Below are 12,794 nucleotides of genomic sequence, written 5' to 3' on the forward strand. Positions count from 1 at the left end.
AAGCCTGTGCGCTTCATCACTCGAGGGCGCCGATGATTTCAATCGAGGAACTGCAGCGCATCGCCGATGCGCCGTTGCATTCGTGGCTCGGCACGCTGGGCGTGTCGGTCATCGTCATACTGGTCGTTGCGGTCGTGCACCGCCTCGGCGCACGTATCGTCAAGCGCATCGCGCAGCCGTATCCGCTGATGAGCGCGATCCTGCGCTACATCGACAAGCCGTCGCTCGTCGTGCTGGCGCTGCTGGCGCTCGAATTCGTGTGGGTCCAGGCGGACGACGGCATGTCGTTCGTGCGCGGCATGCGCACCGCGGCCGCGGTCGGCTCGATCGTGTCGCTCACGTGGCTGCTGGTACGGCTCGCGGCCGGCGTCGGCGACGCGATCATCCAGGCCCATCCGATCGACACGGCCGACAACCTTCAGGCACGGCGTGTCCATACACAGGCCAAGGTGCTCGTGCGGACCGTGATGGTGCTGATCGTGATCATCGGCACCGGCGCCGCGCTGATGACGTTCCCCAACGTGCGCCAGGTCGGCGCGAGCCTGCTGGCATCGGCCGGTGTGGCAGGGCTGGTCGCCGGTATCGCCGCGCGGCCGGTGCTCGGCAACCTGATCGCCGGGTTGCAGATCGCGCTCACGCAGCCGATCCGGCTCGACGACGTGGTCGTGATCCAGGGCGAGTGGGGGCGCATCGAGGAAATCACCGGCTCGTTCGTGTCGGTGCGGCTGTGGGACCAGCGGCGCCTCGTCGTGCCGCTGCAGTGGATCATCGAGAACCCGTTCACGAACTGGACGCGCAGCAGCGCGGAGATCATCGGCACCGTCTACCTGTCGGTCGATTACCGGACGCCGCTCGCGCCGCTGCGCGAGGAACTCGCGCGGCTCGTCCACGCCGCGCCCGAGTGGGACGGTCGCGTGCAGGTGCTGCAGGTGACCGATGCGACGGAACGCACGATGCAGTTGCGCGCGCTCGTCAGCGCGGCCGATTCGTCGTCGTGCTGGGATCTGCGCTGCCGCGTGCGCGAAGGGTTGATCGCGTATCTGCAGCACCGCTATCCGCAGTGCCTGCCGCGCAGCCGGATGGAACTGTATCCGCACGAATCCGCGCCGGACGCGCCGAATCCCGAACGGCCGCACGCGCGGTCGCCCGCCGCCAGCACGGCGGCCAACACCGCAGCCGACCCGCAGGCCGTCGACGGCCGCTGAACGCGGGCCGCCGCCTGCTGCCATTCCCTGTTTCCCATTGTCATGACCGCGCTGAAGACGCTCGCCATCGCCAATTACCGCTCGCTGCGCGAGCTGATCGTGCCGCTCGCGGCGCTCAACGTCGTGACGGGGCCGAACGGCAGCGGCAAGTCGAGCGTGTATCGCGCGCTGCGGCTGCTCGCCGACACCGCGCAGGGCCGCGTGATCCCGTCGCTCGCGCGCGAGGGCGGCTTGCCGTCGACGTTGTGGGCCGGCCCCGAGCGCTTCTCGCGCGCGATGCTGGCGGGCGACGTGCCGGTGACGGGCACCGTGCGTAAGGGGCCGGTGAGCCTGAAGCTCGGCTTCGCGTGCGACGATTTCGGCTATGCGATCGATCTCGGCCTGCCGCTGCCGAGCCGCTCACAGTTCGCGCTCGATCCGGTGGTCAAGCGCGAATGCATCTGGGGCGGCGCGTTGCTGCGCCCGTCCACGCTGCTGGTCGACCGGCAGGGCGCGCAGATCCGTGCGCGTACCGCGTCGGGCGACTGGCGGACGATTCCGCAGCCGGTCGCGAGCTTCGACAGCATGATGACCGAGTTCGCCGATCCGACCGGGGCACCCGAGATGATCGCGGTGCGCGAACGGATTCGCTCGTGGCGCTTCTACGACCATTTCCGGACCGATGCGCAGGCGCCGGCGCGCCAGTCGCACATCGGCACCCATACGCCGGTGCTCGCGGACGACGGGGCCGACCTGGCCGCCGCGCTGCAGACGATCCGCGAAATCGGCGACGCGGCGGCGCTCGACGCGGCGATCGACGACGCGTTTCCCGGCGCGTCGGTCGAGATCGACAACCCGGGCGGCCGCGGCCGCTTCGACGTATCGATGCGCCAGCCGGGCCTGCTGCGGCCGCTGGCGGCGGCCGAGCTGTCGGACGGCACGCTGCGCTACCTGCTGCTTGCGGCCGCGCTGCTGACGCCGCGGCCGCCGGCGCTGATGGTGCTGAACGAACCGGAGACGAGCCTGCATCCCGATCTGCTGCCGGCGCTCGGTCGCCTGATCGCGCAGGCCGCCCGGCATTCGCAGGTGCTAGTCGTGTCGCACGCGGCGCGGCTCATCGCGACGCTCGAGCGCGAGGCCGGCTGCGAATCGCTGGTGCTCGACAAGCAGCTCGGCGCGACCGCGCTCGTCGATGCCGATTCGCGCGACCTGCCGCCCTGGAAGTGGCCGTCGCGTTGACCGCCTGATTGCGTGCTCGAGGCCGTGAGCGGCGCCAGGCGGCGCCGAATGGGGCCGGCCGGGCGCGAGACGAGGCGTCCGCGCTCGATCGGCCGAATGTATCCGGTCTGTAACAACCCCCAAAAAATGAAAGACCTGCGGTTCCGCTCATCGGGATCGCGAATAATAATGAGATATCCGGCGGATGCCATGCCGGCCGGCGCTGCATGGACGCAGGGCGGGCTCGCATGAGCGAGTGCTCCGCCGCCGCGCCGCAACGGACAGGACACAGGAGACGTGGACCATGAGAATTGCCCAGATCGCCCCGCTGACCGAATCCGTGCCCCCGAAACTGTACGGCGGCACGGAGCGCGTCGTGTCCTACATCACCGAGGCGCTCGTCGACCTCGGCCACGACGTGACGCTGTTCGCGAGCGGCGATTCGACGACGCGGGCGAAGCTCGAGCCCGTGTGGCCGCGGGCGCTGCGGCTCGATTCGTCGATCCGCGACCGGGTGGCGCCGCACATGCTGCTGATGGAGACGGTCGCGCGCCGCGCGAAGGATTTCGACGTGCTCCATTTCCACATGGACTACTACTCGTTCTCGGTCTTCAACCGGCAGGAAACGCCTTACGTGACGACGCTGCACGGCCGGCTCGACCTGCCCGAGCAGCAACCGGTGTTCGACACGTTCAATACGGCGCCGGTGATCTCGATTTCCAATGCGCAGCGCCAGCCGTTGCCGCAGGCGAAATGGCTGACGACCGTCTATCACGGGCTGCCCGATACGCTGTACATGCCGCAGCCCGTCGAGCCGCGCTATCTCGCGTTCCTCGGCCGCATCTCGCCGGAAAAACGCGTCGATACCGCGATCCGCATCGCCCGCCAGTGCGGGCTGCCGATCCGGATCGCCGCGAAGATCGACGCGGCCGACCAGGAATACTTCGACCGCGAGATCAAGCCGCTTTTCGCGTTGCCACACGTCGAATACATCGGCGAGATCGCCGATCACGAGAAGGCCGAATTCCTGTCGGGCGCGCATGCGCTGCTGTTTCCGATCGACTGGCCGGAGCCGTTCGGCCTGGTGATGATCGAGGCGATGTCGTGCGGCACGCCGGTGATCGCGTTCAACCGCGGCGCGGTGCCCGAAGTGGTGGACGAGGGCGTGTCGGGCTTCATCGTCGAGGATGAAATCAGTGCGGTGGCCGCCGTGAACCGGCTGCACCTGCTGCCGCGGGCGCGCGTGCGGCAGCGCTTCGAGGAGCGCTTCACGTCGCGCCGGATGGCGCAGCAGTACGTGGACGTGTACCAGTCGGTGATCCGCGCGCAGAAGCGCTCGCGCTTCAAGGTGATCGATTCGACGACCTGATCGTCCCGATGCAGAAGGGCGGCGGATAAAAAAACGGCGATGCCCGCAAGGACATCGCCGTTTGCGCATGGCCCGCGCGCAGCGCGCGGGCAGTGCGTCAACGTCAGATCTTGAGCTTCGTGACCTTCGTGCCGTTGATCGACACGTCGCCCATCAGGCCGGCGTTGGTCAGCACGACGACCTGGATCGGCGCGGTGGCCGTGTTGGAGTCGACCGCGCCGTTCGCGCCCATCTTCACGAGTGCGACCGATGCGCCGGCGCCGGCGGCCCAGCCGTCCGAGCCGCGGAATTCGTCGAGCGCCTGCTGCGTCATGAACAGGAACACGATCGCCTTCGACTGCGCACCGGCCTGCAGGCCGACCGACAGCGACGACGTGTTGTAGTAGCCGACCGTGCTGCCGCCGACGCGCAGCGCGCCGTTGCCCGACTGGCCGCCGACGATGAAGCCGGCCTGGAGCACTTCGGGGAAGACCAGCACGCCGCGCGATTTCGCGACGAGCTCGCGCGAACCCTTGACGGTGGAGTACATGCGCGACAGCGTGGCGTCGACGCTCGCGTCGATCGACTGACGCTTCGACGCGTTGGTCGCGGCGTTGTCCGGCTTGTCCGGCGTGGTGGTGCAACCGGTGAGCGCGAGGCTACCGACGATGAGCGCAGCGGCGGCTTTCAGCACAAGATTCCGTTTTTGCATCGTTGTTCTCCATCGGATGATGTTCGGAGTGAGTCTCGCTCAGGGAGCGGATCACGTCGGCAGTTATATCACAGCGGATCAGGGGCTCTTTTCGTTGGCGCGTGAAAAAGCGTCAAATCGCGCAAGGGTGTCGCGGCGCGCCAACGGATGAAATGTCGCGCACGCGCCAGGCGCGCGTCGCGCGTGGTCGGCGTGCGGGGAACGCGGCGCTCGAGCAGCGGGCGGCGGCGCCTGCGGCGTGCGCCGGTGTCAGTGTGTGACGGGGGGAAGGGGCGGCTTGATCGGCGGGCGGCGCAGCGCGCGGCGGATCAGCGCGATCACGACGCCGCATGCGAACAGGAACGCGGCCGGAACGACCCAGTAGCCGACGAACGCATGCCACAGATAGCCGGCGAGCGTATTGCGGCGCACCACGTATTCGTCGCGGGCCGCTTGCTGGCGCGGCGCGTTGGCGGCGAGCACGTCGGCCGGGCAGCCGGTCGCGCGCGCCTCGTCAGGGTCCCCGTGGCACTTCGCGGCGGCGCCGGCGGCCTGCTGCGCGTCGGTGAGCTGCCAGGTGGTCAGCGCGAGTTGCAGGTCCGCCTTGTTGTAGGCCATTTCCTCGCGGATCTCGCGCACGGCGATGATCGCGACGGGCACCGCCCAGAACACGATCACGATCAGCCAGCGGCGGAACCAGCGGTGTTGTCTCCATGCCATCCAAGCCTCCGTTTGACGCGCGTGCGCGTCCGTCTCGAGGGCGGCCCGATGGCGCTTCTTGGTCTTGGGTGGGCCGCGTTGCAGCCATCATAGAAGAAAACGCGGCGAATTGCCGCACCATGTGGCGGCACCGGAGTGGCGGGCCGGAAAAACGGGGCGGGAAAAGGCGGGCATGCGGGCGGACATGCGGCTGGCAGGCGCGTGTCGATGCGCGTGCAACGAAAACGAAAATGCCGCGCCCGCCGAAGCGGGGCGCGGCATTCGAGGCGGGAGCGCCGAACTCAGGCGGCCGGCTGGTTGCTCAGGCAGCTCTTCATGAACGCCTTGCGATCGTCGCCCTTCTTGCCGGTGGCCTGCGTGTTGCACGCCTTCATCTTTTCCTGCTGCGTCATCGCCTTCGCGGGCTTCGCCGACAGGCAGTCCTTCATGAACGCCTTGCGTTCATCGCCCGTCTTGCCGGCTGCCTGGGTGTTACAGGCCTTCATCTTGTCCTGCTGGCTGTTCGCCGCGAATGCGGGGGAAGCCAGCATGCCGCCGAGAAGCACTGCGGCTACGAGCGATTGGATTTTCATTTCGACACTCCCATGGGGTGAATTGCGTTTTATATCGACGCCGTCACGAAGCCCGGCGCGACGTGAACAGGGTCGCATCGCGCCGCGCGCTCCGATTATGGCAAATCAATGTGAAAACACCAAAACGGCATTTCTATAACGCAGTCGGCGGCATGGCCGTTGACGGCGTGCACGCGCCGGCGATCGGGACAAACCATGACACGGGGTCGCGCCGCGCGTGTTCGCGCCGGACCTACCGGACGCCGGCCGCGAGCCATTACAATCGCGGCCATGAATACACCGAACACCGCATCCCCTTCGTCCGCGCCGGCGCTGCCGCGCATCGCCGTACTCGCCACCGGCGGCACGATCGCCGGCGCCGCGCCCGACGCGGCCAGCACAGCCGGCTACCAGGCCGGCGCGCTCGGCGTCAATTTCCTGGTCGACGCCGTACCGGCGCTTGCGTCGGTCGCGCGCATCGACGCGGAGCAGGTCGCCAGCATCGACAGCAAGGATCTCGCGCTGCCGCTGTGGAACACGCTCGCCGCGCGGATCGACGCGCTGATGGCCGACCCGGCGATCGACGGCATCGTGATCACCCACGGCACCGATACGCTTGAGGAAACCGCGTATGCACTGCATCTGGTCGTTCGGGGCGACAAGCCGGTCGTGCTGACGGCCGCGATGCGGCCGGCGACCGCGCTGTCGTCCGACGGCCCGCTGAACCTGCTGAACGCGGTGACGGTGGCCGCCCATCCGGCCGCGCGCGGGCAGGGCGTGCTGGTCGCGTTCAACAACCGGATCCACGGCGCGCGCGACGTCGTGAAGACGAGCACCTATGCGGTCGACGCGTTCCAGTCGCCGGAGCTTGGCGCACTCGGCTGGGTGCAGGACGGCCGCGTCGAATTCGCCCGCCGTGTCACGCGCACGCGCGACACGCAGCTGGCGATCGCGCCGACCTGGCCGCCGGTCGAAGTCGTCGCGAGCTATGCGGGCGTGACGCGCACGGCCGTCGATGCGCTCGTCGCGGCCGGCGTGCGCGGCCTCGTCGTCGCGGGCACCGGCAACGGGTCGATCCATGCGACGCTGCAGACGGCGCTCGCCGATGCGGTGAACGCGGGCGTGGCGGTGGTTCGTGCGTCGCGCGTCGGTTCGGGGCATGTGATGCGCAACGGCGCCGCGAGCGACGATGCGCTCGGGTTCGTGAGCGCGGGCTCGCTGCACCCGTTCAAGGCGCGCGTGCTGCTGATGCTCGCGCTCGCGAACGGCATTCGCGAGCGCGACGCATTGCAACGCGCATTCGACACGCTGTGACCGATGGCGCGCCGCTCGGGCGGCGCGTAGAAGGCATAATAAAATGGCAGGCCAACGGCCTGCCATTTTTGCGCCAGTGCTGCGCGAATGCTCAGGACTGCGGCGGAATCACGAGCTTCTGGCCTGGGTAGATCCGGTCCGGGCTCGACAGCATCGGCTTGTTCGCTTCGAAGATCGCCGGATACTTGTTCGCATCGCCGTACACTTCCTTGGCGATCGCCGACAGCGTGTCGCCCGGCTTCACGTCGTGGTACTGCACTTCCGGATCGTCCGGCTGCAGATCGTCGTCGTTGACGCCCGCGACACCCTGCACGTTGCCGGCCGCGACCTTGACCTTCGCCTTCGTGTCGAGATCGGCGACGCTGCCCGACAGCGTGACGGTGCGCGATGCGCCGTCGAACGCGACGGTCAGGTTCGACGTGTCGAGACCTTGCGAGCTGATGTAATTCTTGATTGCGTCGGCCGCAGTCTGGTTCGCGGCATTCGGATCTTCCGCTGCTTGCGCATCGGCGTGACCCAGCAGTTTTTCACCCGCCTCTTTAATAAACGAAAGAAGACCCATCGTTGCACTCCTTAGGTGGTTGAAAAGAAAACGCGCCGTGAAGTGGCGAAAAAAACACCGCGCTGGGTGCGGGCCCGGGAAGGGGCGCGCAGGCGCGGCGGTTTTCTCGAAAGGCGTGGCGAAAGTGTAGGCGTTCAACGCGACGATTGCATGAAAAATCGCACGCTCGAACGTAAAGAAATGTAATACGCGAAATCCGACAGGCGGACACCCGACGACGACGTCTGACCGACCAAGGCTTCCCCGGCGCCGCCGGGTGCCGCTGCGGACCCCACCACGCCGCTCTCAGCCCAGAGCGGCGTTTTTCGCCCCGTCCCGCATGCCGTTGGCGATGCGGGGCGGGGCGCCCCACCGTGATGCGCGCGTGCGTCGCGCATCGATGCGACCGGCCGCGGCCGAATCGCGTGTATGCGTCGCGCGCGTCCGCGATCGCAGCACAAACGCGCGTTGCGGCATCCGCGTTACGCGGCCGGCGTCTGGCCGATCTCGAAGTTCGACATGATCTCGAGCGCGCGCACGAGCGCCGAGTGATCCCATGCCTTGCCGCCGTGCGATGCGCACACGCTGAACAGCTGCTGCGCGCTCGCGGTGTGCGGCAGCGCGAGGCCGAGCTTGCGCGCGCCGTCGAGCGCGAGGTTCAGGTCCTTCTGGTGCAGCTCGATGCGGAAGCCCGGATCGAACGTGCGCTTGGTCATCCGTGCACCGTGTACTTCGAGGATGCGCGACGCGGCGAAGCCGCCCATCAGCGCCTGGCGCACGCGCTCCGGATCGGCGCCCGAGCGGGCGGCGAACAGCAGCGCTTCGCCGACCGCCTCAATGTTCAGCGCGACGATGATCTGGTTCGCGACCTTGCAGGTCTGGCCCGCGCCGTTGTCGCCGACGAGCGTGATGTTCTTGCCCATCTTCTCGAACAGCGGCTTCGCTCGTTCGAACGCCTTCTCCGGGCCGCCGACCATGATCGTCAGCGTCGCTTCGCGGGCGCCGACTTCGCCGCCGGACACCGGCGCGTCGAGGTAGTCGCAGCCGAGCGCGTTGATCTGCTTCGCGAACGCCTGCGTGTCGAGCGGCGAGATCGAGCTCATGTCGATCACGAGCTTGCCGGCCGTCAGGCCCTTCGCGACGCCGTCGTCGGCGAACAGCACGTTACGCACGTCCGGCGTGTCCGGCACCATCGAGATGATGATGTCCGCGTGCTGCGCGACTTCGGTCGAGTTCGCGACGACCTTGGCGCTCGCGCGCAGGTCGTCCGGGACCGGGAACGCGCCGTTCACGACGAGTTGATGATCGCCCTTGAGCAGGTTGCGCGCCATGTGCGCGCCCATGATGCCGAGGCCGATGAAACCGATGGTTGCCATGTGAAAGTCTCCTATGGGGCTGAAAACGGGAAGGGTGCGATTCAGGCGGCGCGACGCGCCGAGGCCGGTGCGCAGCCGGCCACGCTTTGCAGCCAGCTGAGGCCTTCCGTCGTGGTGGTACGGGGCTTGTATTCGCAGCCGACGTAGCCGGCATAGCCGAGCCGGTCGAGCAGCGCGAACAGGAACGCATAGTTGATCTCGCCGGTGCCCGGCTCGTTGCGGCCCGGGTTGTCCGCGAGCTGGACGTGGCCGATCGACGCGAGATTGCGTTCGATCGTCGCGGCCAGTTCGCCTTCCATGCGTTGCATGTGATAGATGTCGTACTGCAGGAACAGGTTGTCCGAGCCGACCGCGCGGATCACGTCGAGCCCTTCCGACGAGCGGTTCAGCGCGAAGCCCGGGATGTCGAAGCTGTTGCACGGCTCGACGAGCAGGCGGATGCCTTCGCGCTTCAGTGCGTCGGCGGCGAAGCGCAGGTTGTCGACGATCGTCACGAACGTCTTGTCGCGCGCCGTGCTCGCCGACGGGATGCCGACGAGGCAGTTCAGCTGCGGCACCTTCAGCGCCTTCGCGTACTCGATCGCACGGCCGACGCCTTCCTGGAATTCGCCGACGCGATCGGGCAGGCACGCGATGCCGCGCTCGCCCTGGTCCCAGTTGCCGGCGGGCAGGTTGTGCAGCACGAGGCGCAGGCGGTGCGTCTCGAGCCGCTCGGCGAGTTCTTCTTTCGCGTACGGGTACGGGAACAGGAACTCGACGGCGTCGAAGCCCGCGTCCGCGGCCGCCTTGAAGCGGTCGAGGAACGGCACTTCGTTGAACAGCATGGTCAGGTTTGCAGCAAACTTCGGCATGAGCTAAGCCTCTTCGGTCGGTCAGTCAAAAAAGTCTTGCGGTTCAGTCGGTTCAGTCGGTTCAGTCGAGCATCGAGATCGCGGTCGGGGCGTGCTCGGCCTTCTCGGCGAGATCCTCGAACTCGTTGATCGCGTCGATTTCGGTGCCCATCGAGATGTTCGTCACGCGCTCGAGGATCACTTCGACGACCACCGGCACGCTGAACTCTTCCGCGAGCGTTTGCGCCTGGCGCAGCGCCGGCTCGATCTCTTCCGGCTTGAACACGCGCAGCGCCTTGCAGCCGAGGCCTTCCGCGACGGCCACGTGGTCGACGCCGTAACCGTTCAGTTCCGGCGCGTTCACGTTGTCGAACGCGAGCTGCACGCAGTAGTCCATGTCGAACGCGCGCTGCGCCTGGCGGATCAGCCCGAGGTACGAGTTGTTCACGACGACGTGCACGTACGGCAGCTTGAATTGCGCGCCGGCCGCCAGCTCCTCGATCATGAACTGGAAGTCGTAGTCGCCGGACAGCGCGACGATCGGGCGGCTCGGGTCGGCCGCGCGCACGCCGAGCGCCGCGGGGATCGTCCAGCCGAGCGGGCCGGCCTGGCCGCAGTTGATCCAGTTGCGTGCCTTGAACACGTGCAGGAACTGCGCGGCGGCGATCTGCGACAGGCCGATCGTGCTGACGTAGCAGGTATCGCGGCCGAACACCTTGTTCATCTCTTCGTACACGCGTTGCGGCTTGACCGGCACGTTGTCGAAGTGCGTCTTGCGCTGCAGCGTGCGCTTGCGTGCCTGGCAGTCGGCGACCCACGCGCTGCGGTCCTTGAGCTTGCCGGCGGCCTTCCATTCCCGCGCGACCGCGACGAACAGTTCGAGTGCCGCCTTCGCGTCGGACACGATGCCGAGATCCGGGCCGAACACGCGGCCGATCTGCGTCGGCTCGATATCGACGTGCACGAACTTGCGGCCCTTGGTATAGACCTCGACGCTGCCCGTGTGGCGGTTCGCCCAGCGGTTGCCGATGCCGAGCACGAAGTCGGATGCGAGCAGCGTCGCGTTGCCGTAGCGGTGCGACGTCTGCAGGCCGACCATGCCGGCCATCAGCGGGTGGTCGTCGGCAATCGCGCCCCACGACATCAGCGTCGGGATCACCGGCACGCCGACCGTTTCGGCGAACTGCACGAGCAGGTCTTCGGCTGCCGCGTTGAGCACGCCGCCGCCCGACACGATCAGCGGCTTGTCCGCGTCGTTGAGCATCGCGAGCGCCTTCTCGATCTGCGCGCGGGTGGCCGCGGGCTTGTAGACCGGCAGCGGTTCGTACGTGTCGATGTCGAATTCGATTTCGGCGAGCTGCACGTCGATCGGCAGGTCGACCAGCACGGGGCCCGGGCGGCCCGAGCGCATCAGGTGGAACGCCTGCTGGAACACGCGCGGCACGAGCGCCGGTTCGCGCACGGTGACGGCCCACTTCGTGACCGGCTTCGCGATCGATTCGATGTCGACGGCCTGGAAGTCTTCCTTGTAGAGACGCGCGCGCGGTGCCTGGCCGGTGATCGCGAGGATCGGAATCGAGTCGGCGGACGCGGAGTAGAGTCCGGTGATCATGTCGGTGCCGGCGGGGCCCGACGTGCCGATGCACACGCCGATGTTGCCGGGGGCGGCACGCGTGAAGCCTTCGGCCATGTGCGATGCGCCTTCGACGTGGCGCGCCAGCACGTGGCTGATGCCGCCCGACTTGCGCATGGCCGAGTAGAACGGATTGATCGCGGCGCCCGGCACGCCGAACGCGGTCTGGATGCCTTCCTTCTCGAGCACGAGTACGGCTGCGTCGACGGCTCTCATCTTGGCCATGAATGTCTCCTTGAATGGTGGAATCTTGCGAATCGGTCTGTTGAGGACACTTTAGGGATGCAGGAAAGGTTTGATAAGATCAGCCGAAGTCGCTTATTTCGAAACTAAAAGTATGGAATGACGGCCGGACGGGGCTTCCCGCCGGTGTCGGAGCCGGGACGGAGACAGGAGATGGATCGTTTCAAGCAGATCGAGACGTTCGTGCGGGTGGCCGATGCCGGCAGCCTCGCGGCGGCGGCGTTGGAGGAAGGTGTGTCGCCGGTGGTGCTCGGGCGGCGCATCGACGCGCTGGAGAAGCGCCTCGGCGTGAAGCTGATGTACCGCTCGACGCGGCGGCTGGTCGTCAGCGAGGAGGGCGCCGCGTTCCTCGAGCGCTGTCGCGGGCTGCTGTCCGAATGGGATCAGGCCGAGAACGAGCTGGCCGCCGGCCGGCGCGCGGTCAGCGGCCACCTGATCGTGTCGGCGCCGGCCGCGTTCGGGCGCAAGCACGTCGCGCCGCACGCGCCGGGCTTCCTCGCCGACAAGCCGGAGATGCAGCTGTCGTTCAACCTGACCGACCGTGTCGTCGATCTCGTGCGCGAGGGCTATGACCTGTCGATCCGGATCGGCGGCGCGGTCGATCCGAATTTCGTCGCGGTGAAGCTCGCGTCGAACCGGCGCGTGGTGTGTGGCACGCCCGATTATTTCCGCCTGCACGGTCGGCCGAAGTCGCTCGACGACCTGCTGAAGCACAACTGCCTGGCGTTCAACCTGCAGGGCGGGCAGAACCGCGGCTGGTACTTCCAGCGTCACGGCAAGATCGCGACGATGCGGGTGACCGGCAATCTCGACTGCAACGACGGCGAGTTGCTGCACCGCTGGGTGGCCGAGGGGCTCGGGCTCGGCTGGCGTTCGACGTGGGAAATCGCCGCGCAACTCGAAACGGGCGAGCTCGAGACCGTACTCGACGACTATGCGCTGCCTGACTACGACATCCTCGCGGTCTACCCGCAGCAGCGCTACGTGCCGGCGCGCGTGCGCTACTTCATCGACTACCTGCGCGAAGCGTATGCGCGCCCCGGCTACTGGAGCACCACGCCGTAACGGGCGGCCCGCCTGGCCGTCCGGCGATTTTTTTACGCTTCATGCGTGCCGCGCGGGAATAAACTCGACGCAGCGGCGGT

At 67.5% G+C, this 12,794-nt stretch carries 12 protein-coding genes; 5 read left to right on the forward strand and 7 right to left on the reverse strand.

Going from position 1 to position 12,794, the window contains the following annotated elements:
• Positions 1–32: 32 nt before the first annotated feature.
• The 3 genes from BLS50_RS15510 (at position 33) to BLS50_RS15520 (ending at position 3,771) form a co-directional block, all read left to right on the forward strand.
• On the forward strand, positions 33–1,205 hold the full coding sequence (locus tag BLS50_RS15510; protein WP_006478610.1) for a mechanosensitive ion channel family protein: 1,173 nt from the start codon (positions 33–35) through the stop codon (positions 1,203–1,205).
• A gap of 42 nt (positions 1,206–1,247) precedes the next feature.
• A complete protein-coding gene (locus tag BLS50_RS15515; protein WP_074802569.1) occupies positions 1,248–2,423 on the forward strand; it encodes an AAA family ATPase in 1,176 nt (391 codons plus the stop codon).
• 283 nt (positions 2,424–2,706) lie between these two features.
• Positions 2,707–3,771: a glycosyltransferase family 4 protein gene (locus BLS50_RS15520; protein WP_023475621.1), complete on the forward strand. Its 1,065-nt coding sequence runs from the start codon at positions 2,707–2,709 to the stop codon at positions 3,769–3,771.
• A gap of 103 nt (positions 3,772–3,874) precedes the next feature.
• On the opposite strand, the gene BLS50_RS15525 is transcribed toward BLS50_RS15520, so the two are convergent.
• The 3 genes from BLS50_RS15525 to BLS50_RS15535 form a co-directional block, all read right to left on the reverse strand.
• Positions 3,875–4,462 (reverse strand): BPSL1445 family SYLF domain-containing lipoprotein, encoded by a 588-nt coding sequence (locus BLS50_RS15525; RefSeq protein ID WP_006478613.1) that lies wholly within the window; start codon positions 4,460–4,462, stop codon positions 3,875–3,877.
• A 249-nt stretch (positions 4,463–4,711) separates the two neighbouring features.
• Entirely contained in the window at positions 4,712–5,161 is a 450-nt protein-coding gene (locus tag BLS50_RS15530) for a hypothetical protein (protein WP_074802570.1), read from the reverse strand.
• A gap of 281 nt (positions 5,162–5,442) precedes the next feature.
• On the reverse strand, positions 5,443–5,733 hold the full coding sequence (locus BLS50_RS15535; protein ID WP_011549641.1) for a PsiF family protein: 291 nt from the start codon (positions 5,731–5,733) through the stop codon (positions 5,443–5,445).
• Between the two features lie 270 nt (positions 5,734–6,003).
• On the opposite strand from BLS50_RS15535, the gene BLS50_RS15540 reads away from it, so the two are divergent.
• A complete protein-coding gene (locus tag BLS50_RS15540; protein ID WP_041489546.1) occupies positions 6,004–7,026 on the forward strand; it encodes an asparaginase in 1,023 nt (340 codons plus the stop codon).
• A 91-nt stretch (positions 7,027–7,117) separates the two neighbouring features.
• Here BLS50_RS15540 and lysM read toward each other — a convergent pair whose 3' ends face one another.
• The 4 genes from lysM to gcl all read right to left on the reverse strand — a co-directional run bounded on the left by lysM (position 7,118) and on the right by gcl (position 11,631).
• Positions 7,118–7,588, reverse strand: a complete 471-nt coding sequence (gene lysM / locus BLS50_RS15545; RefSeq protein ID WP_027807606.1) for a peptidoglycan-binding protein LysM — start codon at positions 7,586–7,588, stop codon at positions 7,118–7,120.
• 461 nt (positions 7,589–8,049) lie between these two features.
• Positions 8,050–8,943, reverse strand: a complete 894-nt coding sequence (locus BLS50_RS15550; protein WP_027813618.1) for a 2-hydroxy-3-oxopropionate reductase — start codon at positions 8,941–8,943, stop codon at positions 8,050–8,052.
• A 41-nt stretch (positions 8,944–8,984) separates the two neighbouring features.
• Entirely contained in the window at positions 8,985–9,794 is an 810-nt protein-coding gene (gene hyi / locus BLS50_RS15555) for a hydroxypyruvate isomerase (RefSeq protein WP_074802571.1), read from the reverse strand.
• 61 nt (positions 9,795–9,855) lie between these two features.
• A complete protein-coding gene (gcl, locus tag BLS50_RS15560) occupies positions 9,856–11,631 on the reverse strand; it encodes a glyoxylate carboligase (protein WP_006478619.1) in 1,776 nt (591 codons plus the stop codon).
• 171 nt (positions 11,632–11,802) lie between these two features.
• Between gcl and BLS50_RS15565 the strand changes: the two genes are divergently transcribed.
• Complete coding sequence (locus BLS50_RS15565; RefSeq protein WP_006478620.1) at positions 11,803–12,714, forward strand: LysR family transcriptional regulator; 912 nt, start codon at positions 11,803–11,805, stop codon at positions 12,712–12,714.
• Positions 12,715–12,794 lie beyond the last annotated feature (80 nt).

Source organism: Burkholderia orbicola (assembly GCF_900100915.1).
GTDB classification, from domain to species: Bacteria; Pseudomonadota; Gammaproteobacteria; order Burkholderiales; family Burkholderiaceae; genus Burkholderia; species Burkholderia orbicola.

Excerpts from the sequence above, each read along its gene's own strand:
- BLS50_RS15510 (WP_006478610.1), top strand. The coding sequence starts at position 33 with ATGATTTCAATCGAGGAACTGCAGCGCATCGCCGATGCGCCGTTGCAT.
- BLS50_RS15515 (WP_074802569.1), top strand. The coding sequence starts at position 1,248 with ATGACCGCGCTGAAGACGCTCGCCATCGCCAATTACCGCTCGCTGCGC.
- BLS50_RS15520 (WP_023475621.1), top strand. The coding sequence starts at position 2,707 with ATGAGAATTGCCCAGATCGCCCCGCTGACCGAATCCGTGCCCCCGAAA.
- BLS50_RS15525 (WP_006478613.1), bottom strand. The coding sequence starts at position 4,462 with ATGCAAAAACGGAATCTTGTGCTGAAAGCCGCCGCTGCGCTCATCGTC.
- BLS50_RS15530 (WP_074802570.1), bottom strand. The coding sequence starts at position 5,161 with ATGGCATGGAGACAACACCGCTGGTTCCGCCGCTGGCTGATCGTGATC.
- BLS50_RS15535 (WP_011549641.1), bottom strand. The coding sequence starts at position 5,733 with ATGAAAATCCAATCGCTCGTAGCCGCAGTGCTTCTCGGCGGCATGCTG.
- BLS50_RS15540 (WP_041489546.1), top strand. The coding sequence starts at position 6,004 with ATGAATACACCGAACACCGCATCCCCTTCGTCCGCGCCGGCGCTGCCG.
- lysM (WP_027807606.1), bottom strand. The coding sequence starts at position 7,588 with ATGGGTCTTCTTTCGTTTATTAAAGAGGCGGGTGAAAAACTGCTGGGT.
- BLS50_RS15550 (WP_027813618.1), bottom strand. The coding sequence starts at position 8,943 with ATGGCAACCATCGGTTTCATCGGCCTCGGCATCATGGGCGCGCACATG.
- hyi (WP_074802571.1), bottom strand. The coding sequence starts at position 9,794 with ATGCCGAAGTTTGCTGCAAACCTGACCATGCTGTTCAACGAAGTGCCG.
- gcl (WP_006478619.1), bottom strand. The coding sequence starts at position 11,631 with ATGGCCAAGATGAGAGCCGTCGACGCAGCCGTACTCGTGCTCGAGAAG.
- BLS50_RS15565 (WP_006478620.1), top strand. The coding sequence starts at position 11,803 with ATGGATCGTTTCAAGCAGATCGAGACGTTCGTGCGGGTGGCCGATGCC.